Annotated in this window: 21 protein-coding genes; 16 read left to right on the top strand and 5 right to left on the bottom strand. The window is 61.8% G+C overall.

The genetic code is table 11. The annotated features are described in order from the left end of the window. The 4 genes from MKZ91_RS19785 to MKZ91_RS19770 are packed head-to-tail and all read right to left on the bottom strand — an operon-like array spanning nt 1 to nt 2,846. Nucleotides 1-417, bottom strand: coding sequence for an HIT family protein (locus MKZ91_RS19785; protein ID WP_336172790.1), 417 nt, complete (start codon nt 415-417; stop codon nt 1-3). Between the two features lie 31 nt (nt 418-448). Continuing rightward, a complete protein-coding gene (locus MKZ91_RS19780; protein ID WP_336172789.1) occupies nt 449-1,636 on the bottom strand; it encodes a GNAT family N-acetyltransferase in 1,188 nt (395 codons plus the stop codon). Between the two features lie 4 nt (nt 1,637-1,640). Continuing rightward, complete coding sequence (locus tag MKZ91_RS19775; protein ID WP_336172788.1) at nt 1,641-2,366, bottom strand: glycerophosphodiester phosphodiesterase; 726 nt, start codon at nt 2,364-2,366, stop codon at nt 1,641-1,643. 12 nt (nt 2,367-2,378) lie between these two features. After that, nucleotides 2,379-2,846, bottom strand: a complete 468-nt coding sequence (locus MKZ91_RS19770) for a RidA family protein (protein ID WP_336172787.1) — start codon at nt 2,844-2,846, stop codon at nt 2,379-2,381. Nucleotides 2,847-2,991: 145 nt separating this feature from the next. On the opposite strand from MKZ91_RS19770, the gene MKZ91_RS19765 reads away from it, so the two are divergent. From MKZ91_RS19765 to lpxB, 14 genes are all read left to right on the top strand, one after another. Then, nucleotides 2,992-3,819 (top strand): cell envelope integrity EipB family protein, encoded by an 828-nt coding sequence (locus tag MKZ91_RS19765; protein ID WP_336172786.1) that lies wholly within the window; start codon nt 2,992-2,994, stop codon nt 3,817-3,819. A 184-nt stretch (nt 3,820-4,003) separates the two neighbouring features. Further along, nucleotides 4,004-4,771, top strand: coding sequence for a 30S ribosomal protein S2 (gene rpsB, locus MKZ91_RS19760; protein WP_336172785.1), 768 nt, complete (start codon nt 4,004-4,006; stop codon nt 4,769-4,771). 254 nt (nt 4,772-5,025) lie between these two features. After that, nucleotides 5,026-5,949, top strand: coding sequence for a translation elongation factor Ts (tsf, locus tag MKZ91_RS19755; protein ID WP_336172784.1), 924 nt, complete (start codon nt 5,026-5,028; stop codon nt 5,947-5,949). 191 nt (nt 5,950-6,140) lie between these two features. Further along, nucleotides 6,141-6,863: a UMP kinase gene (gene pyrH / locus MKZ91_RS19750; RefSeq protein ID WP_043622205.1), complete on the top strand. Its 723-nt coding sequence runs from the start codon at nt 6,141-6,143 to the stop codon at nt 6,861-6,863. 52 nt (nt 6,864-6,915) lie between these two features. After that, entirely contained in the window at nt 6,916-7,476 is a 561-nt protein-coding gene (gene frr / locus MKZ91_RS19745) for a ribosome recycling factor (protein ID WP_336172783.1), read from the top strand. Between the two features lie 37 nt (nt 7,477-7,513). Then, on the top strand, nt 7,514-8,257 hold the full coding sequence (locus tag MKZ91_RS19740; RefSeq protein ID WP_336172782.1) for an isoprenyl transferase: 744 nt from the start codon (nt 7,514-7,516) through the stop codon (nt 8,255-8,257). After that, nucleotides 8,257-9,090, top strand: a complete 834-nt coding sequence (locus MKZ91_RS19735; protein WP_336172781.1) for a phosphatidate cytidylyltransferase — start codon at nt 8,257-8,259, stop codon at nt 9,088-9,090. The genes MKZ91_RS19740 and MKZ91_RS19735 overlap by 1 nt, the downstream gene beginning before the upstream one ends. A gap of 29 nt (nt 9,091-9,119) precedes the next feature. Then, nucleotides 9,120-10,253 (top strand): RIP metalloprotease RseP, encoded by a 1,134-nt coding sequence (gene rseP, locus MKZ91_RS19730; protein WP_336172780.1) that lies wholly within the window; start codon nt 9,120-9,122, stop codon nt 10,251-10,253. 250 nt (nt 10,254-10,503) lie between these two features. After that, a complete protein-coding gene (gene bamA / locus MKZ91_RS19725) occupies nt 10,504-12,837 on the top strand; it encodes an outer membrane protein assembly factor BamA (protein ID WP_336172779.1) in 2,334 nt (777 codons plus the stop codon). 46 nt (nt 12,838-12,883) lie between these two features. Continuing rightward, complete coding sequence (gene lpxD / locus MKZ91_RS19720; RefSeq protein ID WP_336172778.1) at nt 12,884-13,951, top strand: UDP-3-O-(3-hydroxymyristoyl)glucosamine N-acyltransferase; 1,068 nt, start codon at nt 12,884-12,886, stop codon at nt 13,949-13,951. Beyond that, nucleotides 13,944-14,408, top strand: a complete 465-nt coding sequence (gene fabZ / locus MKZ91_RS19715) for a 3-hydroxyacyl-ACP dehydratase FabZ (RefSeq protein ID WP_034796695.1) — start codon at nt 13,944-13,946, stop codon at nt 14,406-14,408. The genes lpxD and fabZ overlap by 8 nt, the downstream gene beginning before the upstream one ends. Nucleotides 14,409-14,410: 2 nt before the next feature. Then, nucleotides 14,411-15,220 (top strand): acyl-ACP--UDP-N-acetylglucosamine O-acyltransferase, encoded by an 810-nt coding sequence (lpxA, locus tag MKZ91_RS19710; protein WP_442892318.1) that lies wholly within the window; start codon nt 14,411-14,413, stop codon nt 15,218-15,220. 5 nt (nt 15,221-15,225) lie between these two features. Beyond that, the gene (locus MKZ91_RS19705; RefSeq protein ID WP_336172773.1) at nt 15,226-16,113 is read left to right on the top strand and encodes an LpxI family protein; all 888 of its coding nucleotides are present in this window, start codon (nt 15,226-15,228) and stop codon (nt 16,111-16,113) included. After that, nucleotides 16,110-17,303, top strand: a complete 1,194-nt coding sequence (lpxB, locus tag MKZ91_RS19700; RefSeq protein ID WP_336172771.1) for a lipid-A-disaccharide synthase — start codon at nt 16,110-16,112, stop codon at nt 17,301-17,303. The genes MKZ91_RS19705 and lpxB overlap by 4 nt, the downstream gene beginning before the upstream one ends. A gap of 339 nt (nt 17,304-17,642) precedes the next feature. On the opposite strand, the gene gltA is transcribed toward lpxB, so the two are convergent. Then, nucleotides 17,643-18,932, bottom strand: a complete 1,290-nt coding sequence (gene gltA, locus MKZ91_RS19695; RefSeq protein WP_336172770.1) for a citrate synthase — start codon at nt 18,930-18,932, stop codon at nt 17,643-17,645. 450 nt (nt 18,933-19,382) lie between these two features. On the opposite strand from gltA, the gene MKZ91_RS19690 reads away from it, so the two are divergent. Continuing rightward, nucleotides 19,383-21,716, top strand: a complete 2,334-nt coding sequence (locus MKZ91_RS19690; protein WP_336172886.1) for a ComEC/Rec2 family competence protein — start codon at nt 19,383-19,385, stop codon at nt 21,714-21,716. A 175-nt stretch (nt 21,717-21,891) separates the two neighbouring features. Then, entirely contained in the window at nt 21,892-23,001 is a 1,110-nt protein-coding gene (gene exbB / locus MKZ91_RS19685) for a tonB-system energizer ExbB (protein WP_336172768.1), read from the top strand. The last annotated feature ends 3 nt before the right edge of the window (nt 23,002-23,004 follow it).

Genomic DNA, 23,004 nt, shown 5'->3' with positions numbered 1-23,004 from the left:
TCAAAGCGCCTGGCGGACCTTTTCGGCATTGGCTGCGAGGATCGCGCCATCTTCCATCGTGCCGGAATGCGGCTTCAGCGGCACGCCGGCATGGCGCGGAATGACGTGGAAATGCAGGTGGAAGACGGATTGGCCGGCCGGCGCCTCGTTGAATTGCATGATCGTCACCCCATCGGCCTCGAAGGCTTCCTTGGCGGCAACGGCGAGCTTCTGCACCGTGGAAATTAGCGCCGGCAGCGTCGCGGCATCGGCGTCGAGCAGGTTGCGCGACGGTGCCTTCGGCAAGACGAGAAGGTGACCTTCGGCTTGCGGCATCACATCCATGAACGCAATCGTCGCGTCGTCCTCGTAGACGCGGTGCGAGGGAATTTCGCCGCGCAGGATCTTGGCGAAGATGTTGTTGGTGTCGTAGCTCATTGTTCTTCCTCGTGCATTGGCGTCAAGCGCATCAGTCGTCCTGTCGCTCACCTTTGCGGAAAGGACCGTGTTCCGCAAGAATCTCCCCGGTTTCCTCCACATCCCTGCGCTCACGCTCGAGATAGTCGGCGACGGCGCGGGCAAGCCCTGGATGGGTGATGTAATGCGCGGAATGGGTGGTGACCGGCATGTAGCCGCGGGCAAGTTTGTGTTCGCCCTGCGCGCCTGCCTCAACCCGCTTCAGGCCCTTGGCGATGGCAAAGTCGATCGCCTGGTGATAGCAGACCTCGAAATGCAGGAACGGGTGGTCTTCGATGCAGCCCCAATGTCGGCCATAGAGTGCGTCACTGCCGATGAAGTTGATGGCGCCGGCAATGTAGCGGCCATTGCGGCGCGCCATGATCAGAACGACGTCGTCGGCCATCCGCTCGCCGATCAGCGAGTAGAAGGCGCGGGTGAGATACGGACGACCCCATTTGCGGCCACCGGTATCCATGTAGAAGACGAAGAACTGGTCCCAGATCGCCTCCGTCAGGTCGCTGCCGGTGAGCCAGTCGATCGAGATGCTGTTTTCGAGCGCAGCCCGGCGTTCCTTCTTCAGGGCCTTGCGCTTTCGCGAGGCGAGCGTCTCCAGGAAATCGGCATGCGAGCCGTAGCCTTCGTTGGTGAAATGGAACTGCTGGTCGGTGCGGTGGAGGAAGCCGGCACGCTCGAGCGCCGGCATCTCCGCTTCAGGTACGAAGGTTACATGTGCCGACGAAACATCGTGCCTGCGCGCCAACTCCATCAAGCCTGCTGCAAGTGCATCCTGCACCGGGCGCTCGTTTTCCCCACCTGCAGTCAGCAGACGCGGTCCGGTCGCGGGCGTAAAGGGGACGGAGCTTTGTAGTTTGGGATAATAGCGCCCGCCCGCCCGTTCGAAGGCATCGGCCCAGCCGTGGTCGAAAACATATTCGCCCTGGCTATGGTTCTTCAGGTAACAGACGAGTGCGCCCCGAAGCCGGCCATCTGCACCCTCGAGCAGCAGATGCTGTCCGAGCCAGCCGGTCTTGGCCGTCGCCGATCCGGATTCTTCAAGGGCCGACAGATAAGCGTGTGAAACGAAGGGATTGTAGACGCCGCCAGCATGGTCCTTCGATGCGCCGGAGAGCGTGTTCCAGCGTGCAGCCGTTATATCGGCGAAGGACTGGGCTATGCGTAGGGTGACGGCGTCTGACATTGCTTCAGGAAACCAGGGCCTCCCGCGGGTCGAAACCCTCGAAGGTCATCTGGTCGGCGTGGGCGTAACTATAGGCCTCGGCCTGGCGGTCGCGAACGGTCCAGGTGATGATCGTGCGACCGAGCGTCCGCTCCTTGGTGATGAACGGGTTCGGCAGGTGGCCGTAGTGGTAGGAGATGAAATCGAGCCCGAGTTGCATCGCTTCCTCATGCACGAAGAAGGTCTCCGGGTTGGCGCCTTCGGCTGTCAGCCCGAGCGGGTAGGGCGCGTCGAGTGCCTTCAGGTCCTTCAGCAGCCAGTGATCAAAGCTCATCAGGGCAACGTGTCCCTTGTAACCTTCGAGCGTCTCGAGAACGGCTGCGGCAAAACCTTCGTCGTCGCCCTTGCGGCCCTTGAGTTCGATGACGAGCGGAACTTTTCCGGCAACCAGTCGCAGCATTTGCGTCAGCGTCGGAACCTTGTCCTTGGTGCCGCCGATCGCCATCAGACCAAGCTCTCCGGCCGTGCGCGCGCGCACGTCGCCCTTGATGCCGCAGAGGCGCTCCGTGTCGTCGTCATGAAAGACGACTGGAATGCTGTCGGCGGTGTATTGCAGGTCGCATTCGATCGCAAAGCCCGCTTCGACGGCGCGGGAGAAGGCCGAGAGCGTGTTCTCCCAGACTTCTCTGTTCATGTCGTGATAGCCACGATGGGCGATCGGTTGGGCCTTCAGCCAGGAGATATCGGTCATAGCGGGCACCAGTCAGGCGATTTCGATGACAGCGTCGATTTCAACGGCGGCATTGAACGGGAGGGATGCCATGCCGACGGCGGCGCGGGCGTGCTTGCCTGCTTCCCCGAGCACACCTGCAAGCAGGTTGGAGGCGCCGTTGATGACGAGGTGCTGCTCAACAAATTCCGGCGTCGAGGCGACGAAGCCGTTGATTTTCACCAGACGGCGGATGCGACCGAGATCACCGCCAAGCGCGGCCTTTGCCTGGGCGAGAATGTTGATCGAGCAAAGTTCGGCCGCCCGCTGGGCACGCGCAACGTCGACGTCCTTGCCGACGATGCCGGTCACAGCGACCTTGCCGTCCTCCATCGGGAGCTGACCGGAGATATAGAGCATCGAGCCGCTGATGACGTAGGGAACATAGTTCGCAACCGGGGTCGCGGCCTGGGGAAGAGTGACGCCGAGGTCCTTGAGGCGCGTTTCGATCTCTGCGGACATAGAAAGCTCCATTGTTGTCTTTTGTGTTAAAATCCGGCATTCAGGCCGGATCGCGGTGGGCGCCGGCAATTCCCGATGGGTGTCGCCCCGCTTTTGCCGAAAGCTTGTTTATAGCATTGCCGGCGAGTCCAACAGGAGGAAACGGATGTTTCGCAAAGGCTTCGGTCTCGTCAATCTCGGATGCGTTTGTTTCGCCGTGATGACGGCTTCGGGCGCAACGGCAGCGAGCGCGAATGTCCTCGTTCCTCATCGTGCCGTCTACGATCTCGAGCTCAAGGACGCATCAGATCGCTCCGGCATTGCCGGAATGTACGGCCGCATGGTCTATGAATTCAACGGGTCCGCCTGTGAGGGGTACACGGTCAGCTTCCGCTTCGTGACCCAGGTCGATACCGGCGAGGAAGTGCGCCTGACCGATCAGCAGACCACGACCTACGAGGATCTGAAGACTGGCAATTTCCGCTTCCTGACGCGCTCCTTCACCGACGAGAAGCTGGACAAGGAGGTGCGCGGCACGGCGCATGAGGAGAAGGCCGGCGTCAAGGTAGAGCTGACCGCGCCCGACAAGCGCGAGGTCGAACTTGCAGCCAGTCGGTTTCCGACCGCCCACATGATGGAGGTCATCTCGCGGGCAAAGAAAGGCGACAGCCTGTTCGAGGCACGCATCTTCGACGGGTCCGATTCGGGCGACAAGACATTGATCACCTCGACTTTCGTCGGCAGGTCGCGCAAGCCGACCGCCGATGAGCCGGATGCCGGCAAGGCGGGCAAGCTCAGCGGCGACAACTATTGGCCGGTGACGATTTCCTATTTCAACGACGACAAGAGCGGCGATGCCCTGCCGATCTACCGGATGTCGTTCAAGCTCTATGAAAATGGAATCACCCGGGACCTGACGATGGACTACGGCGATTTTGTCTTGAGCGGAAAGCTCGCGGACCTCGAAGTCTTCAATTCGGAAGACTGCAAATAGCGGATCTCGGCAAAAAGCCGGTTCCAAGGCTTGATTTCTCGGGCGGTTGCCGTTAAGGGGCTGCCCATTCCACACGTGAGGCATGGGATGTTCCGGGAGAAATCCGGATCGTTCCGCCGGTGGGCGTCTCGAAAGAATGCGCTCGACGTCTCGCGGAGGTTCAACCGGAAAAGGAGACAAAGGCATGGCATTGCCTGATTTTAGCATGCGTCAGCTTCTGGAAGCTGGCGTTCACTTCGGCCACCAGACGCACCGCTGGAACCCGAAGATGAAGCCGTACATTTTCGGCGATCGTAACAACGTTCACATCATCGACCTCGCACAGACCGTTCCGATGCTGTCGCGCGCGCTGCAGATCGTAAGCGACACCGTCGCCAACGGCGGCCGCGTTCTGTTCGTCGGCACCAAGCGCCAGGCTTCGGAAATCATCGCTGACGCTGCCAAGCGTTCGGCCCAGTACTACGTCAACGCTCGCTGGCTCGGCGGCATGATGACCAACTGGAAGACGATCTCGAACTCGATCCAGCGCCTGCGCAAGCTCGACGAGATCCTCGCTTCGGAAGCTTCGGGCTTCACCAAGAAGGAACGCCTGAACCTCGAGCGCGAACGCGAAAAGCTGAACCGCGCTCTCGGCGGTATCCGTGACATGGGCGGCACGCCGGACCTGATGTTCATCATCGACACCAACAAGGAATCGATTGCGATCGAGGAAGCCAAGCGCCTCGGCATTCCGGTTGTTGCCGTCATCGACTCGAACTGCGATCCGGACCAGATCGACTATCCGATCCCTGGCAACGACGACGCTTCGCGCGCCATCGCTCTCTACTGCGACCTGATTGCTCGCGCTGCCATCGACGGCATTGCGCGCCAGCAGGGTGCATCGGGCCGTGACCTCGGCGCTTCGATCGAGACCCCGGTCGAGCCGGCGCTCGACGAGTCTGCCGACGCCTGATCGGTCCCTGGCGGCAGGTGAAACACTGCCGCCCCAATGAAAAATCGGGACGAGGCCGTTTGTGATGAAAAATCTGAACGGCCTTGTTCTTTTCAGCCGGGGATGGCTCGGCCGGCGCGGCTAACAGAGCCCGGATATCGCCGCGATGACGTGTTCATCATGGTGTCACATAGAAAAGCCATTCCCTGCCAAACCTCCTGGCTTTGCGCCACGCGCGGGCAGCGCCCCGCCAAACAGACAAAGAGGCAAAAACGATGACTGTGACTGCAGCAATGGTGAAGGAACTGCGCGAGAAGAGCGGCGCAGGCATGATGGATTGCAAGAAGGCGCTTGCTGAGACCAACGGCGACATGGAAGCGGCGATCGACTGGCTGCGCGCCAAGGGTATCGCAAAGGCCGACAAGAAGTCGGGTCGTACGGCTGCCGAAGGCCTCATCGGCATCGTCAGCGGCGGCGTCAAGGCCGTCGTCGTCGAAATCAACTCCGAGACCGACTTCGTTGCCCGCAACGAAGCCTTCCAGGAGCTCGTTCGCGGCGTTGCCAACGTAGCGCTGACCACCGACGGCACCGTTGACGCCATTGCGGCTGCAACCTACCCGGCAACCGGCAAGTCGGTCGACGAGACGATCAAGGATGCGATCGCCACCATCGGCGAAAACATGACGCTGCGTCGCGCAGCTCTGCTTCAGGTCGAAGACGGCGTTGTTGCCACCTACATCCACAACGCTGCTGGCGACGGCATCGGCAAGCTCGGCGTTCTCGTCGCGCTGAAGTCGATCGGCGACAAGGAAGTGCTCTATTCTGTCGGCCGTCAGGTTGCGATGCACATCGCTGCGACCAACCCGCTGGCGATCCGCTCCGAGGAAGTCGATGCTGCCGTCGCCGAGCGCGAGCGCAACGTCTTCATCGAACAGTCGCGCGCTTCGGGCAAGCCGGACAACATCATCGAAAAGATGGTTGAAGGCCGCATGCGCAAGTTCTTCGAAGAAGTCGCTCTGCTGTCGCAGGCCTTCGTCATGAACCCGGAAATCACCGTCGCCCAGGCCGTCAAGGATGCTGAAAAGCTCGCCGGCGCGCCGATCGAAGTCGTCGGCATGGCTCGCCTGCTGCTCGGCGAAGGCGTCGAGAAGGAAGAGTCCGACTTCGCTGCCGAAGTTGCAGCTGTCGCCAAGGGCTGATTTCTTCACCCATATTGGGAAAACCTTGGGGCATCGCGTGACAACGCGGTGCCCTTCGTGTATCGGGCTTCGTCAATGCGCCGGACCCGCCGGAAAGTGCTCCGCTGCGGTTGAAACCGAGAAGCGCAATATGTCCTTATTCGCTGTGCGCTTGTTTCGCGCACGCGTAACCGATCTGTTCAGGAGCGATGATGCCGGCCGAGCCACTCTACAAGCGTGTTCTACTCAAAGCCTCCGGTGAGGCCCTGATGGGCAGCCAGGGGTTCGGCATTGACGTTGCGGTCGCTGACCGTATCGCGGCCGACATCGCCGAAGCACGCGCCATGGGCGTCGAAGTGGGCGTTGTTGTCGGCGGCGGCAACATCTTCCGTGGCGTCGCGGTGGCATCCAAGGGCGGCGACCGGGTAACCGGCGACCATATGGGCATGCTGGCGACGGTCATCAACGCGCTGGCGCTCGCGACCTCGCTGCGCAAGCTCGACATCGACACCGTCGTCCTGTCGGCGATCGCGATGCCGGAGATCTGCGAGAGCTTCTCCCAGCGCGCGACGCTCTACCATCTTTCCCTCGGTCGCGTGGTCATCTTTGCGGGCGGCACCGGCAATCCCTTCTTCACCACCGATTCGGCTGCAGCGCTGCGCGCAGCGGAAATGGGCGCCCAGGCCATCTTCAAGGGCACGCAGGTCGACGGCATCTATTCGGCCGACCCGAAGAAGGATCCGACCGCGACGCGCTTCGACCGCCTGACGCACAGCGAGGTCCTTGAAAAGGGGCTTGCCGTCATGGATGTTGCCGCGGTTGCACTTGCACGCGAGAATGCCATTCCGATCGTTGTCTTCTCGATCCACGAGAAGGGTGGGTTCGCGGAAATCTTGACCGGCGGCGGTCGCGCGACCATCGTCACGGACAACTAAGAAGCTGCAGTACGGCCCCGGGCCGGCGAATGATAGAACGGGAGTTTCGACCATGAGTGAAGGTGTTGACCTGAAGGAACTGAAGCGTCGCATGGACGGTGCCATTTCCGCATTCAAGAGCGATATCGCATCGCTTCGTACCGGCCGCGCGTCGGCGAACGTTCTCGATCCGGTGACCGTCGAAGCCTATGGCTCGCGGGTACCCCTCAACCAGGTGGCGAACATCACGGTTCCCGAGCCGCGCATGTTGTCCGTGTCGGTCTGGGACAAGCAGATGGTTGGTGCGGTCGATCGCGGTATTCGCGAATCGAACCTCGGCCTCAATCCGATCATCGACGGCCAGAACCTGCGCATTCCGCTGCCGGAACTCAACGAAGAGCGCCGCAAGTCGCTGGTCAAGGTTGCCCATGACTACGCCGAAAAGGGCAAGGTCGCCGTGCGCCACGTTCGCCGCGACGGCATGGATGACCTGAAAAAAGCCGAAAAGGATGGGGAGATCGGTCAGGATATCAGCCGTTCTCAATCCGAGCGCGTGCAAAAGATGACCGACGAAACGATTTCCGAGATCGACCGCTTGCTCGCCGATAAGGAAAAGGAAATCATGCAGGTCTGATCTGCTCGTGATCTGAGTCTCCATTCGCGGACGCCTTATGCAAAACCTCATTTCCACAAACGTTCCGGAACACGTTGCCATTATCATGGATGGCAACGGGCGTTGGGCGAACGCGCGTGGGTTGCCACGCACGATGGGGCATCGCAAAGGCGTCGAGACCGTTCGCGATGCCGTCAAGACGGCAGCCCAATTGGGTATTCGCTACCTCACCCTATTTGCCTTCTCCTCGGAAAACTGGAGCAGGCCAGCGGCAGAGGTGAGCGACCTGATGGGCCTGCTCAAGACCTTCATCCGCCGGGATCTCGCCGACCTCCATCGCGAGAATGTCCGGATCCGGGTCATCGGCGATCGCTCGAACCTGCGCGGAGACATTCTGCCGCTGCTGGTGGAGGCGGAAGAAACGACGCGGGCAAACACCGGAATAACCCTGGTGATCGCCTTCAATTATGGCGCACGCGACGAGCTCAGCCGCGCCATGCGGCGTCTGGCAGCCGAGGTCGCCGAGGGGCGTCTGCGCCCGGAAGACATCACGCCCGAGCGTATTGCCGCGACACTTGACACAGCCGGCATGCCGGACCCGGACTTGATCATCCGCACGAGCGGCGAGGAACGCCTGTCGAATTTCCTTTTGTGGCAGGGTGCCTATTCGGAGCTGATCTTCGTTCCCGAACTTTGGCCCGACTTCACCCGGGAGATCTTCCTGGCGGCACTTGAGAAATATGCCTGCCGGGAACGTCGCTTCGGCGGCCTCGCGGAGCCGACGCTGGCGGTTGGCTCCTGATGCAGACTGAACTCAAGCTTCGCATCGCTTCGGGAGTGGTGCTCGCGGCGGTTGCCCTGGCGGCAACCTGGTTCGGCGGGCTCGCCTTTCAGCTACTTTCGGTCCTGATCGCGCTTTTGGTCTACTACGAATGGTCGACCATTACCGGGCTTGCCGAGAAGGACTTCCAGGGAAACGCCTTCGGCTGGTTGGCCATGGCCACGATCGCGATGCTCGTGGTTACCGGCTACATCGGCTACAGCCTCCCGGTCCTCGCTCTTGCGGTTGGTCTGGCGGTGCTGTGGGTTTTCGTCCAGAAGACCAGCTGGTGGTTGCCCGGCGGCATTGCCTATGCCGGTCTGACCGGCATCTCGATGGCGGCGCTTCGCGGCGCCGATGATCTCGGCCTGATCGCGACGCTGTTCGTTTTTGCCGTCGTCTGGGCGACGGATATCTTCGCCTATTTCACCGGCCGGGCCATCGGCGGCCCCAAGCTCGCGCCGCGCATTTCGCCCGGCAAGACCTGGTCCGGCGCTATCGGCGGTACGATTTGCGGCATTGTCGCGGGCGTTGCCGTTTTTATGGCTTATTTTTCGCTGCAAGATCTACGTATCCCGATCATTGCCCTGGTGCTTTCCGTGTCCAGTCAGGTCGGAGACCTGTTTGAATCCTTCATCAAGCGCCGCTTCGGCGTGAAGGATTCCAGTCATCTCATTCCGGGCCACGGCGGGGTCATGGATCGGGTCGACGGTCTGATTTTCGCCTGCGTCGCAGCGTTGATTCTGGTCATGATTCAGTATTTCGTCAGCGATGGGCGCCAGATCGCCTTCGGATCGGTCCTGCTTGGCCTTTGACGCCGGCCGCAGGTGCTTGAGGAACGTTCATGACATATCTGTTTGATGCGCTGCAGCTCTTGACCGGCTACATCATCCCCTTTCTTCTGGTTCTGACCCTGCTGGTTTTCGTGCACGAGATGGGGCACTACCTCGTCGGCCGTTGGTCGGGCATCCGTATCCTGGCCTTTTCAATTGGCTTCGGTCCTGAGCTTTTCGGCTGGACGGACCGGCATGGAACCCGCTGGAAGCTGTCGGCGATCCCGCTTGGCGGCTATGTCAAGTTCTTCGGCGACGAGGATGCGGCAAGTGTGCCGGACTACAAGCGGCTGGAGGCGTTGGCGCCGGAGGAGCGCGGCCGGACCTTCCTTGGCGCAAAGCTCTGGAAGCGGGCGGCGACCGTTGCCGCCGGCCCTGTTGCCAACTTCATCCTCGCCATCGCGATCTTTGCCGTGCTCTTTTCCATCTATGGGCGCCAGGTGGCCGATCCGGTGGTGGCGCGCGTGAACGAAAACAGCGCAGCCGCCCAAGCGGGCGTCCTTCCCGGCGACCGCCTCGTTTCCATTGATGGCACACCGGTTTCGACATTCGACGACATTCGTCGCTACGTCAGTGTGCGGCCCGAGCTGCAGATCACCATCCGAATCGAGCGCAATGGCGCCACGATCGATCTGCCGATGGTGCCGCAGAGAACGGAACTGACCGACCAGTTCGGCAACAAGATGGAAATCGGCGTCATCGGCATTCTGACCGATCTGGAAGCCGGCAATTTCCGCACGGTGACCTATGGGCCGATCGAGGCGGTCGGGCAGGGCGTCCTGCAAAGCTGGCATGTGATCACCGGCACGTTCGACTACCTCGGCAATGTGCTGACCGGGCGGATGAAAGCCGACCAGATCGGCGGGCCGATCCGCGTTGCTAAGGTTTCGGGACAGATGGCCACGCTCGGCATCCCGTTCCTGCTGAACATCGCCGCCATCCTCTCAGTTTCCATAGGATTGCTTAACCTCATGCCGGTCCCGGTGCTTGATGGCGGCCACTTGATGTTCTATGCGGTTGAGGCCTTGCGCGGGAAGCCGGTTGGCCCAGCTGCGCAGGATGTCGCATACCGGATTGGCTTTGCCATGGTGCTGATGCTCATGGTGTTTGCCACCTGGAACGACATATCGATGTTCTTCGGCTAGCGTTCGGCCGGGGAAACGGCGAGGGGAAATTCGACGGATACTGTGAACGATTGGTTTTCAGCGGCTTGCGACGCAAGGATTTGTTTACGATAACTCGAAGCTGTAGTGGCCGTTAAGCCACGGTTCGAATTGAAGTAAACAGAAATTAACGAGCTGGCTTGCTTGTATGGGAAAAGCGGTTAAAACGGCAACCGTGACCGGAGTCGGCACGAAACTGCCGCGCGACGTTTGGAAAAGGTAAGATTTGAACATGAAAGCTGGTTCAAGGTTTTTGAACGCGGTGTCGGCGGCTGCGCTGTCAACAAGCATTGTTGTTTCTGGCGCTGGTGTTGGTTTGCTCGCAGGCACGTCCGTCGCAGAAGCTGCGGTCATCAATCGTGTTGAGGTGCGCGGAGCCACGCGCGTCAGCGCCGAGACTGTTCGCGCCAACATCACGATCGTCCCGGGCAAGGCTTTCAGCAATGCCGACATCGACGCTTCCGTGAAGCGCCTCTACGCGACCGGCTACTTCTCTGATGTCAGCATCAATGTTGCCGGCGGCACGCTGGTTGTCAGCGTCAGCGAAAACCAGCTCGTCAATCAGGTCGTCTTCAACGGCAACCGCAAGATCAAGGACGACAAGCTGCAGGGCGTCGTGCGCACGCAGCCGCTCGGTCCGTACAGCGAAGCGACAGTCGAGACCGACATCCAGTCGATCAAGGACGCCTATGCTGCCATCGGTCGCGGTGACGTGACCGTCACGACGCAGGTCGTTCCGGTCGCAGAAGGCCGTGTCAACCTTGCATTCGTGATCAACGAAGGTGAGCGCACCAAGATCTCCGAGATCAATTTCGTCGGCAACGAAGCCTACAGCGACGGTCGTCTGCAGTCGGTCATCGCGACGAAGGAATCGGGTATCTTCTCGTTCATCACCCGCAAGGACGTCTACAATCCCGACAAGCTGCGCGCGGACGAAGAGCTGCTGCGCCAGTTCTACTACAACCGCGGTTACGCCGACTTCCAGGTTGTCGCGTCCGAGGCCACGCTTAACGAGGCGACCAACGAGTATACGGTGACGATCACCGTCGAAGAAGGTCCGCGTTACGATTTCGGCGCCGTCAATGTCGAATCGACCGTCGAGGGCGTCAACGCCGAAGAGTTGAAGGGTCTTATCCAGAGCCGTCAGGGTTCGGTCTACAAGGCCAAGGACGTTCAGGACACGATGAGCGAGATCTCGAAGCGTGTCGCTTCGGAAGGTTATCCGTTTGCTCGCGTGACGCCGCGCGGCAACCGCGACCTTGCCAATCACACCATCGCTGTCGATTACCTCGTCGACCAGGGCGAGCGCGCCTATGTCGAGCGCATCGAAATCCGTGGCAACACCCGTACGCGTGACTATGTCATCCGTCGCGAGTTCGACATGGGTGAAGGCGATGCATTCAACCAGGAAATGGTTGCGCGCGCCAAGCGCCGCCTCGAAGCCCTCGGCTACTTCTCGACCGTCAATATCTCGACGGCCCCGGGCAGCGCTGCCGACCGCGTCGTGGTGATCGTTGATGTCCAGGATCAGTCGACCGGCTCGTTCGGTATCGGTGCAGGTTACTCTGCCGGTAGCGGCGGCGGCTTCCTCGTTGAAGCGTCGATCGAAGAAAAGAACTTCCTGGGTCGTGGTCAGTACATCCGCGTTGCTGCCGGCCGTGGCGACGAAAGCCGTACCTACAACGTCTCGTTCACCGAGCCGTATTTCCTTGGCTACCGTCTGGCCGCCGGCTTCGACGTCTTCAAGAACGAGAACGACTTCGACGACGACAACTACAGCTACGAAGATCAGGGCTTCAGCCTACGCGTAACCGCGCCGATCACCGAAAGCCTGTCGACGACGCTGCGTTACAACTTCACGCAGTTCGACTATAGCGGTAACGTCGCGAAGCTGTCGTCGCCGTACGTTCGCGCGGTTGAGGGCGGAAACTGGGTCCGTTCGTCGGTATCGCAGTCGATCACCTACAACACGCTGGACGACGCCCAGTTGCCGCACGACGGTATCCTGGCGACCTTCACGCACGAGTTCGCCGGTCTTGGCGGCGACTCTGACTTCTACAAGATGACCGGTAAGGCCAAGTGGTACTACACTGTCAACGACGAGGCGGACATCATCGCGTCGCTTGCTGGTAGCGCCGGCCATGTCTTCGAAACCGGCAGCGATCTGCAGGTGTTCGACCAGTTCCAGCTCGGCTCCAACGATATTCGCGGCTTCGAACGCAACGGTATCGGTCCGCGCGACCAGGCTACGGGCGACGCGCTCGGCGGCACAACGTACTTCACGGCTTCGGCCGAAGCGACGTTCCCGCTTCCGGGGGTACCGCGTGACAGCGGCTTCCGTGGTGCGGTCTTCGCCGATGCCGGCACGCTCTACAGCAGCAAGGTCACGATGGCACCTGGCGAAACGGTCGAAGGCAACGACTCCTCGCTGCGTGCCTCCGTCGGTATCGGCTTGATCTGGGCATCGCCGTTCGGTCCGCTGCGTGTCGACTACGCCTGGCCGGTCGCGAAGGAAGATTTTGACCGCGTTCAGAACTTGAAGTTCGGTATTTCCTCGTCGTTCTGATAAGAAGCAGTCCAGAACTGCCGAATAAGATCGTTCTGGAGTGTCCATGGAACAGAACTGGTTTTTTCCGCCCCACGAGGGGATTCGCCTGGGTGACCTGGCGGATCAGATTGGGGCGGAATTGGTGGATGGCGCGGTTGCAGACCGTGCCATCCGAGCGGTAGCGCCGGTCTACCGGGCAAAGCCCGGCGACGTCTGCTACATGTTGTCTCGCAAGAGCCGCGCTGAACTCGAAACGTGTCAGGCGTCCGCGATCATTTGCGACAAGACGATCTCTGCTCTCGTTCCTGCCCATATCCCGGTTTTGCTGGCTGCGCGGCCGCACACGGCATTTGCGCTGGCTGGCACGTTGCTGCACGAAGTCGCAATGCGTCCGGCGCGCAATACGAGCGTTGGTGGTGTCGCGCCCGGCGCTTTCGTCGACCCGACCGCGCGTCTTGAAGACGGTGTCGAGGTGGAGCCGACCGCAGTTGTCGGCGCTGGTGCGGAGGTCGGCCGCGGTACGCGGATCGCAGCTGGCTCGGTCATCGGGCCTGGCGTGCGCATCGGCCGCGATTGCACGATCGCCGCTGGCGCAAGCGTGCTGTGCGCCCTGGTTGGCAACAATGTCATCATTCACCCAGGCGCCCGTATCGGCCAGGACGGATTTGGCTATGCGCCCGGTCCCAAGGGCGGGATGATCAAGATCGTTCAGGTCGGGCGCGTGATCATCCAGGACCACGTCGAGATCGGCGCGAACACGACGATCGACCGCGGCACGATGGATGACACGGTGATCGGCGAGGGGACGAAAATCGACAATCTCGTCCAGGTTGGTCACAATGTGCGCATCGGTCGCTATTGCGGCATCGTCAGTGGGGTCGGTATCGCCGGCAGCACGAAGATCGGCGACGGCGTGATGATTGGCGGCGGCAGCGGCGTCAATGGCCACATTACCATTGGCGACGGAGTCCAGATCGCCGCGATGAGCGGCGTGGCGGCCGATGTTCCGGCCGGCGAGCGTTATGGTGGTATTCCAGCGCGCCCGATGCGTGATTTCCTGCGCGACGTTGCGGAAATGGCCATGCGGGCAGAGGAAAGACAGAAAAAGAAGAAGGGCGGCACGAATGAGTGAAGCAGCAACGGTTCTCGGTACGGCGGACATCCAGGAAATCCTGAAACTGCTTCCGCATCGCTATCCATTTCTGCTCGTTGATCGGATCATCGAGATCGACGGCGACAACTCGGCGATCGGCATCAAGAACGTCTCGGCGAACGAGCCGCATTTCACCGGCCACTTCCCTGAACAGCCGATCATGCCTGGCGTTCTCCTGGTCGAGGGCATGGCGCAGACGGCGGGTGCGATCTGCGCGCGCAAGGTCGGCACCGGAACGAATCTCGTCTACTTCATGACCATCGACAACGCACGGTTCCGCAAGCCGGTCGTTCCGGGTGATCGCGTTGAATTCCATGTCGTCAAGCAGAAGCAGCGCGGCAATATCTGGAAATTTCACTGTGATGCAAAAGTTGACGGGCAACTTGTCGCGGAAGCTGATATCGGCGCGATGATCGTCAGCAAGGAAGACGCCTGAACATGATTGCAGCAACAGCGAAGGTCCACCCGTCCTCGATCATCGAAGATGGGGCAGTGATCGGCGAGAACGTCAAGATCGGCCCGTTCTGCCATGTCGGGCCGAAAGTCGTTCTGAGCGACGATGTCGAGCTTCTGAGCCACGTCGTCGTGACTGGCCGCACCTCCGTCGGCAAGGGAACGAAGATCTTCCCGCAGGCCGTCATTGGCGCCGATTCGCAAAGCGTGCATCACAGCGCCGTCGATACTGCGTTGATCATCGGCGCGAACTGCACGATTCGCGAAGGCGTGACGATGAACACCGGCACCGTCGAGTACGGCGGGCAGACCGTCGTCGGCGACAACAATCTCTTCCTTGCCTATTCGCACGTGGCGCATGATTGCCGGCTCGGCAGCAACATCATCCTGTCGAACAACGTGATGCTGGCAGGCCACGTGACGGTCGAGGATCGCGCGATTCTTGGCGGTGGCTGTGCTGTTCACCAGTTCACGCGTGTCGGGCGCCAGGCCTTCATCGGCGGCCTTTCCGCCGTCAGCTACGATGTCATCCCCTATGGTATGCTCAACGGCAATCCGGGCGTGCTCAGCGGCTTGAATGTCGTTGGCATGACGCGCGCCGGCATAGACCGCGCCACCATCCACGTCGTTCGCCGTGCCTACAAGCAGATCTTCGAGGGACCTGAATCGATCCGCGCCAATGCGGCTGCCATTCGTGATGAGTATGCCGACTGCGCACCGGTCATGGAGATCCTCGATTTCATAGCCGCCGAAAGCGACAGGGCGCTGTCGTCGCCTCAGCGCGGCAAGGCGTGAGCGTGATGTCGGCTGCTGCGAGCTCCGCAGCGACCGGCGGGAGGCTTGCCATCATCGCCGGCGGAGGAGCGCTTCCGCACCACGTGGCCGAAGCGCTGCGTGCGCGCGGCGAGAACCCGTTCATCATCGCGTTGTCGCGCGAGGCTGAGGAAGCCGATTGGGTCGGCTTTGACCATTCGGTCCTTGGCATCGGTGATTTTGCCAATATCAGCCGGACGTTCCGCGACGAAGGGATCGATCGCGTCGTTCTTTCCGGCTGGGTTCGCCGCCGGCCCGAATGGCGCGACATCCGCCCGACGCTGCGAACGCTCGCAAAGATACCGTCCGTCCTGAAGACACTGGTCTCCGGCGGAGACGACGCTGTGCTGCGCATGGCCATGGAACTGATCGAGGCGAGTGGCGCGCACGTCATCGGCGTGCACGAAGTGGTGCCGAACCTGCTTGCGGATCCGGGGCCTATCGGCGCGTTCGCGCCCGATGGCGACGATCGCCGTGATATCGAAGCAGGGATCGCCGCTGCCAACGCGCTTGGAGCTCTTGATGTCGGGCAAGGCGCTGTTGCGATTGGGGGGCGCGTCGTGGCGCTCGAGGGCGCCGAGGGTACCGATCAGATGCTGGAGCGTGTCATTGCCTTGAAGGCAGAGGGGCGGGTGTCTTCTCGCCGCCGCGGCGTTCTCGTCAAGCTGTGCAAGCCGGGGCAGGATTTGCGCGCCGACCTGCCGTCAATTGGGCCCTCGACGGTTGCGCTGGCAGAAAAGGCCGGGCTTGCGGGTATTGCGGTCGAAGCGGGGCGCGCCCTCGTGCTGGAGCGCGCCGAGGCAGTCGACATTGCCAACCGCGCCGGGCTGTTTGTCGTCGGGGTGGAACGGGCGTCCGCGAGGGCAGGGCGATGAGCGGCGCCAACTACAGGCTCGCCGTTATCGCCGGCGAAGTATCCGGAGACCTGCTCGGCGCCGATCTCGTGCGCGCGCTTCGGGTGCAAAGCGGACAGAATATCGAGCTCATCGGGGTCGGCGGCGAGGCACTGGAGGCCGAGGGCCTGCGATCGCTGTTCGATTATTCCGAGCTGTCGATCATGGGCTTTACCCAGGTGTTGGCACGCCTGCCGATGCTGATCATGCGGATAAGCCAGACGGCAAAGGCGATCATTGCCGCGCGACCCGATGCGTTGCTCATCATCGACAGCCCCGATTTCACCCATCGCGTCGCGCGCAAGGTTCGCGCAGTGCTGCCGGATCTGCCGGTCATCAATTATGTCTGCCCCAGCGTATGGGCCTGGAAGCCGGAGCGCGCGCCACGTATGCGCGCCTACGTGGACCACGTGCTCGCCGTCCTGCCGTTCGAACCGAAGGCGATGGCGGAACTGGAAGGTCCCCCGACCACCTATGTCGGCCACCGGCTCGCCAGCGATGCCAACGTGCTCGCCGTCCGTGCCAGCCGACAGCAACGCCTGTCGGGGGCGAGGGACGGTCGGGTTTCGACCTGCCTGCTTTTGCCAGGTTCGCGCGCCAGTGAGGTCAGTCGCCTGCTGCCGATCTTCGGGGCGATGGTTGAGGAGCTTGCCAGCCGCCATGCCGGCATCCGCTTCGTGCTGCCGACCGTGCGGCGACAGGAAAAGCTGGTGCGGGACATCACCTCTTCCTGGGTCATCCAGCCGGAAATCACCGTGGGTGCCGCAGAAAAATGGGCGGCCTTCGATCGTGCCGATGCGGCAATTGCAGCCTCGGGCACCGTCATCCTCGAACTGGCGCTGGCCGGTGTGCCCGTCGTTTCGACCTATGATCCAGACTTCCTGGTCAAGCTCCTGCACAAGCGCATTCGCATCTGGAGCGGCGCGCTTCCCAATCTGATTGCGGATTTTCCGATCGTGCCAGAGTACTTCGGCGAATCGATCCGCCCAGGTGCCCTGACGCGCTGGGTCGAGCGGCTGTCGGCGGTAACGGCGCAACGGGCGTCGATGCTTGACGGCTTTGCGCAAGTCCAGCAGCGCATGGCAACGAGCCGTGCGCCCGGTGAAATGGCGGCCGAGATCGTGCTTCGCTATCTCAAGAAGAACGCGTCTTCGCAGAGCGAACTTACCTGAACACGCAGGCAGTGGTCGCCACCGTCCACGATGCCGTAGCCGCTCCAGCGGACGTTGAATGCGTTTTACCGATGGATATCGGCCCATGCACGCCCACGGGGACGGAGGCGTTGTGTTAAGCGGCCGCCTGCACGTGCGGAACCAGTCGAATTGTGGCGCAGGAGGCCTCGTCGCCGTCTTGCAACGAAAAAGCCCGGTCGTCACCGGCCGGGCTTTCTTTCTGTATCGCCTAGAGCGCCGTGCGTTCATTCGAACGCACAAAGGACGCTCTAGCACTTTGATTCTAGAGCATCTTTCCGCCCGCAAGTGTCTCCATTTGAAGGCAGGATGCTCTAGCGATTAGCGCTTGGAGACCGGCACGTAGTCGCGCTGCGGAGCGCCGACATAGAGCTGGCGCGGGCGGCCGATGCGCTGTTCCGGATCCTCGATCATCTCGTTCCACTGTGCGATCCAGCCGACCGTGCGGGCAAGCGCGAAGAGAACGGTGAACATGGTGGTGGGGAAGCCCAGCGCCTTCAGCGTGATGCCCGAGTAGAAGTCGATGTTCGGATAGAGCTTCTTCTCGATGAAGTACTCGTCGGTAAGCGCGATGCGCTCGAGTTCCATTGCGACTTCGAGCAGCGGGTCGTCCTTGTGGCCGAGCTCGGCAAGCACTTCATGCGTGGTCTTCTGCATGATCTTGGCGCGCGGGTCGTAGTTCTTGTAGACGCGGTGGCCAAAGCCCATCAGGCGGAACGGGTCGTTCTTGTCCTTGGCGCGGGCAATGAACTCCGGAATACGGTCAGCCGTGCCGATTTCAGCCAGCATGTTGAGCGCTGCTTCGTTGGCGCCGCCGTGAGCCGGGCCCCAGAGGCAGGCGATGCCGGCCGCGATGCAGGCGAACGGGTTTGCGCCCGACGAGCCGGCAAGGCGAACCGTCGAGGTCGACGCGTTCTGCTCGTGGTCGGCGTGCAGGATGAAGATACGGTCCATGGCGCGCGACAGAACCGGGTTGACGACATATTCCTCGCAGGGAACTGCGAAGCACATGCGCAGGAAGTTCGAAGCGTAGTCGAGGTCGTTCTTCGGATACACGAAGGGCTGGCCGATATGGTACTTGTAGGCCATGGCCGCGATCGTCGGCATCTTGGCGATCATGCGCAGCGAAGCGACCATGCGCTGGTGCGGATCGGTGATGTCGGTCGAGTCGTGGTAGAAGGCAGACAGCGCGCCGACGCAGCCGCACATGACGGCCATCGGGTGCGCGTCGCGACGGAAGCCGGTGAAGAAGCGCGACATCTGCTCATGCACCATGGTGTGGTGCGTGACGCGATAGTCGAAGTCAGCCTTCTGCGCCTTGGTCGGCAGTTCGCCGTAAAGCAGCAGGTAGCAGACTTCGAGGAAGTCGCCGTGTTCGGCCAACTGCTCGATCGGGTAGCCGCGGTGCAGAAGCACGCCCTCGTCGCCGTCGATATAGGTGATCTTGGATTCGCACGACGCCGTGGAGGTGAAGCCCGGGTCGTAGGTGAACATCTTCGTCTGCTTGTAGAGCGAGCCGATGTCTACAACGTCAGGGCCGATCGACCCTGATCGCACCGGAAGTTCCGCCGACTTTCCATCGAATGTTACAACCGCGCTTTTTTCAGTCATCGGACCCTCCGTCTTATGGCACCGTGGCATAGAGATATGCCGCGCAAATGAACGTTGCGAATTTGCTATATGATTTATTTTCGACTGCCAAGCTGTACGAAAGGCAAATTGTGCGATGCGAAAATGTGCATACGGCGACGCAACAATCGCATGTTACGGCAATAAGTCCAGACAGATCAACAACCTCCTCGGATGATGAGGCGGTACCATTCTATATAGGTTTGCCGCTTTTTTCGGCAGGTATCGCTCCGGTTGCAGTTGCGCGCCATTGCTTGCATGATTGCGCGCGGACTTCTCCGGGGTAAAAGTGCAGGCGCGATGAGCGATATCGAGATGCGGCAGGCGTCGCACGATTTGGAGCGGGCCGGCTTCTTGCCGCTTCGCTCCGATGTTGCAGACGCTGGCCCCGTCTCGGCGGCAGAAGTGCGACGCTTCTTGCCTTTACGCTCGATGGGGGAATTGACGCTGGCGATTGGCCGGCGGTCGCAAAGGCTCGGAGCGGCGCTGCGGGAAGCGGTCGAGCAGGAGCGTGCATTCGGACACGGCTTCGTCTTGATCCCGGTGCTGCTGGCTTTCGGCGTCCTCCTGTGGCTGTCGCTGCCTTTTGACCTCGGAATCGCCAATCTTGCACTGCTGCTTTGCATTTTCGGAATGGCGGCGATCGCGTGCCGGCGGAGGTTCGCTCCGCTGCGGGCACCCTTGGGCGCGGCCGCGCTGCTGGCGGCAGGCATGGTGCTGGTCGCCGCCGAGGCGGCACGCCTCGATACCGTCATTCTCGATGCGCCGGTGACAACCAACTTGCGTGGCGTGGTGTTGTCGCGTGAGCAGGATGACCGCGGCCGATGGCGCTATGGCATCGAAATCAAGGAGACAGACAAACCTCGACTGCGACGCCAGCCGTTGCGGGTAACTGTGGTTGCACGAAATGCCGGGGAGCCGTTTGCTGTCGGGTCGACGATTAAGGGCAGGGTGCGGCTGTCGCCGCCCTCCGGGCCGGCATTGCCGGGCCTCAACGATTTTGCCTTCGACAGCTTCTTTAGGGGGATCGGCGCGGTCGGCTTCTTCTACGGTGCGCCTGAGAGCGGCGAGGGCGCTCCATCCGGGCAAACGCCGACACTGCTTTCGTCCCTGGCGACGAAGGTGGCCATGATGCGCGAGGCGGTCGGCGAACGGATCCGTGCGGCGATCGGCGGCGATACAGGCGCCTTGGCTGCAGCCCTGGTCACGGCGGAGGAGCGGGCGATCAGCCGTGAAACGGTTGAGGTTCTGCGCCAGTCCGGGCTCGCGCATGTGCTGGCAATATCCGGTCTCAACATGGCCCTTGCGGCCGGCACGTTCCTCATCGGCGCGCGCACGGTTCTCAGCATGGTTCCGGGCCTCGCCCACCGGCTGCCGATCAAGAAGATCGCAGCGGCCGGAGCGCTCGTGATGGTCTGTCTTTACATTCTCATCTCCGGTGGTGCCGTCTCGGCTCTGCGGGCCTGGATCATGATCTCGATCATGCTCGTTGCCGTGTTCTTCGACCGCATGTCGATCAGCCTGCGTAACGTAGCGCTTGCCTCAATCGTCATTGTGGTCACGACGCCCTCGGCCGTTGCCGGGCCGGGGTTCCAAATGTCCTTCGCCGCAACCTTGGCGCTGGTTGCCGGCTATGCACGCTGGCGCCAGCGGCACACGGGCAGCGGTCGGCCGGTGGAGGGGAAGGGGCGTGGCGGCCGTATCGCCGGCAGTGCCGCAGCGGGCGTCATTATCACCTCGCTGATCGGCGGTTTGGCGACGGCTGTCTATTCGATCGCCTATTTTCATCGGATGCCGGCCTATGGTTTGCTCGCCAACGTGCTCACCATGCCGTTGATCAGCATCGTGGTCATGCCCTTCGGTCTGTTCGCCATGCTGCTGATGCCGTTCGGGCTTGAGCATTATCCTCTGCTGGCGATGGGCTGGGGGCTCGACCGGATGCTCGACGTAGCCCGCTTCGTGACATCGCTCGACGGCGAAGTCGTAACCGGACGCATCGGGCATCTCGGATTTGTGCTGATCGCCATTGGTGGCGTCGTTCTTTGCGTGTTGCGGAGTTGGCTTGCGGCCTCCGGAGCCGTGCTGATCCTCGCCGGGTTTGTGAGCCTCGCGTTCGAAGACCGGAGCCTTCCCGATATCACGATTGCCGAGGACGGCCGCCTGGTCGGCCTGGTCAGCGACGAGGCGATCGCGACCAACCGGTTGCGCCCGTCAGATTTTCTGTTTTCCCAATGGCAACGAGCACTTGCACTCGAAAAGCACGCGCCGCCGAAAGCACTCCAACCGGCAGTGGCCGGCGATCCTTACCCGGCCACCAAATTCGACGCCAAAGCGTCGCATTCGATCGACCAAAAGGACGCGGCTGCCATCCGCGCAGACCTGTCATCAGCGATCGCCTCGAATGCGGACGGCACCTTCGTTTGCCGGGAGAAGCAATGGTGCGCCGCGCGCAGCCGTGTCGGCTGGACAATCATCGCGATCGAGAACCCGCGCCTGTTTCCCGTCTTGTGTGATCAGGCCGATCTGGTCGTCATTGCCGCGCGGATCGATGCGGCGAGCTGCCCGACCGTCCGCGCCCGCATCGTCAGCGCGGAGACCCTTCGTCGCTCCGGCGCGATCGAAGTGCGGGCGGAACCGGGCGGGATGCATGCGCCGCCGACCATGCATTTCCGCCCGGCATTTACCGTGCTTCAGCGTCCTTGGGAGCGCCACCGCGCCTATGATTGGCGCAGCGGAACCTTCGTCGAAGCTCCCCAGGCCTTTTGAAAGCCAGGGCCGGCAATGACTGGTTGCGAAATTATTCTTGATTGATAAACTCCACATATCCTTGTCATTCCATTCACCTTTGCGTAAAGAGCCCGCGAGCAGGCAAGGGAAGCGGCGGAAGGCGGCAGTCCCTTCGTTGCGAAGTGACGAAACGGGCGAGTACGTGAGGAACAAGATGCCGAAACAAGCGCGATCGACGATCAATCTGCTGGCAGCCGCGATGTTGGTCCTGTCATCGGCAGCTTCGCCAACGATAGCATTTGCCCAGGCGACGACGCCCTCGACGCCCGGCACTGTTCAAGGCAGCGAAACGACGCCTACGATTTCCTCCGGCACGCAGAATGCCGCAACCGCGCCGCCGGTGTCGACGCCGGTCACGGATGGCCAACCGGCCGGCAGCAGCGTACCGGTGGTGCAGGCTGGGCCGACTGTACAGGTTGAACCGAGTCCGCAGGTCGAACCGGCCGCTCAGGCGCAGCCTGCACCGCAAGCCGCCCCGGCCGAGAGCGCCGCAGCGAGCGAAGGCGGGGCAAACCCGGTTCTGCCACATGATCTGTCGCCGATCGGCATGTTCCTGGCTGCCGACCTCGTGGTCAAGGGTGTGATGATCGGCCTCGCGCTCGCCTCGGTTGCGACTTGGGCGATCTTCCTGGTGAAGGCGCTCGAACTCTTCGGCGCCAAGGCGCGCCTGACGCGTGCCGTCCGGCTCCTGTCTGTCGCCAACGGCCTTGCCGACGTCAAGGTAGCCTTCGATGGGAAGTCGGGCGCTGCATCCGAGATGGTTGCCGCCGCGATCGACGAGATGGAACGTTCGGAAGCGATCGTCGACCACGCACCGGCCAGCGGCGTCAAGGAGCGCGTCTCCTCGCTGCTGACCCGCATCGAGGTACGCGCCGGCAAGCGCATGACGAGTGGGACCGGTATTCTTGCCTCGATCGGCTCCGTCGGTCCTTTCGTCGGCCTGTTCGGCACGGTTTGGGGGATCATGAATTCCTTCATCGGCATCAGCAAGGCGCAGACGACCAACCTTGCCATCGTCGCCCCCGGTATCGCCGAGGCGTTGCTGGCGACGGCGATCGGTCTGGTTGCCGCGATCCCGGCCGTGGTGATCTACAATTATTTCGCCCGTGCTGTCGGTGGCTACAAGGTCATCCTCGCCGACGCGGCCGCTGCCGTGGAACGGCTCGTCAGCCGTGACCTCGATCATCGCCTGGCGCGCAAGGCACAGCCGCGTCGCCAGGACGGTTTCGTCCATGCCGAGACAACCATCGCAAGGATCGGGTGACCC

The organism is Ensifer sp. MJa1 (assembly GCF_037026475.1).
In the GTDB taxonomy this organism is placed as follows: domain Bacteria; phylum Pseudomonadota; class Alphaproteobacteria; order Rhizobiales; family Rhizobiaceae; genus Ensifer.
The sequence above is the reverse complement of the archived record's forward strand: the minus strand, read 5'-3'. Positions and strand labels throughout refer to the sequence as shown.

Excerpts from the sequence above, each read along its gene's own strand:
- tsf (WP_336172784.1), top strand. The coding sequence starts at position 5,026 with ATGACTGTGACTGCAGCAATGGTGAAGGAACTGCGCGAGAAGAGCGGC.
- MKZ91_RS19735 (WP_336172781.1), top strand. The coding sequence starts at position 8,257 with ATGCAGACTGAACTCAAGCTTCGCATCGCTTCGGGAGTGGTGCTCGCG.
- MKZ91_RS19740 (WP_336172782.1), top strand. The coding sequence starts at position 7,514 with ATGCAAAACCTCATTTCCACAAACGTTCCGGAACACGTTGCCATTATC.
- rpsB (WP_336172785.1), top strand. The coding sequence starts at position 4,004 with ATGGCATTGCCTGATTTTAGCATGCGTCAGCTTCTGGAAGCTGGCGTT.
- exbB (WP_336172768.1), top strand. The coding sequence starts at position 21,892 with ATGCCGAAACAAGCGCGATCGACGATCAATCTGCTGGCAGCCGCGATG.
- MKZ91_RS19705 (WP_336172773.1), top strand. The coding sequence starts at position 15,226 with ATGTCGGCTGCTGCGAGCTCCGCAGCGACCGGCGGGAGGCTTGCCATC.
- lpxB (WP_336172771.1), top strand. The coding sequence starts at position 16,110 with ATGAGCGGCGCCAACTACAGGCTCGCCGTTATCGCCGGCGAAGTATCC.
- MKZ91_RS19775 (WP_336172788.1), bottom strand. The coding sequence starts at position 2,366 with ATGACCGATATCTCCTGGCTGAAGGCCCAACCGATCGCCCATCGTGGC.
- lpxA (WP_442892318.1), top strand. The coding sequence starts at position 14,411 with ATGATTGCAGCAACAGCGAAGGTCCACCCGTCCTCGATCATCGAAGAT.
- bamA (WP_336172779.1), top strand. The coding sequence starts at position 10,504 with ATGAAAGCTGGTTCAAGGTTTTTGAACGCGGTGTCGGCGGCTGCGCTG.
- fabZ (WP_034796695.1), top strand. The coding sequence starts at position 13,944 with ATGAGTGAAGCAGCAACGGTTCTCGGTACGGCGGACATCCAGGAAATC.
- pyrH (WP_043622205.1), top strand. The coding sequence starts at position 6,141 with ATGCCGGCCGAGCCACTCTACAAGCGTGTTCTACTCAAAGCCTCCGGT.
- rseP (WP_336172780.1), top strand. The coding sequence starts at position 9,120 with ATGACATATCTGTTTGATGCGCTGCAGCTCTTGACCGGCTACATCATC.
- MKZ91_RS19770 (WP_336172787.1), bottom strand. The coding sequence starts at position 2,846 with ATGTCCGCAGAGATCGAAACGCGCCTCAAGGACCTCGGCGTCACTCTT.
- lpxD (WP_336172778.1), top strand. The coding sequence starts at position 12,884 with ATGGAACAGAACTGGTTTTTTCCGCCCCACGAGGGGATTCGCCTGGGT.
- frr (WP_336172783.1), top strand. The coding sequence starts at position 6,916 with ATGAGTGAAGGTGTTGACCTGAAGGAACTGAAGCGTCGCATGGACGGT.
- MKZ91_RS19780 (WP_336172789.1), bottom strand. The coding sequence starts at position 1,636 with ATGTCAGACGCCGTCACCCTACGCATAGCCCAGTCCTTCGCCGATATA.
- MKZ91_RS19690 (WP_336172886.1), top strand. The coding sequence starts at position 19,383 with ATGGGGGAATTGACGCTGGCGATTGGCCGGCGGTCGCAAAGGCTCGGA.
- MKZ91_RS19765 (WP_336172786.1), top strand. The coding sequence starts at position 2,992 with ATGTTTCGCAAAGGCTTCGGTCTCGTCAATCTCGGATGCGTTTGTTTC.
- gltA (WP_336172770.1), bottom strand. The coding sequence starts at position 18,932 with ATGACTGAAAAAAGCGCGGTTGTAACATTCGATGGAAAGTCGGCGGAA.
- MKZ91_RS19785 (WP_336172790.1), bottom strand. The coding sequence starts at position 417 with ATGAGCTACGACACCAACAACATCTTCGCCAAGATCCTGCGCGGCGAA.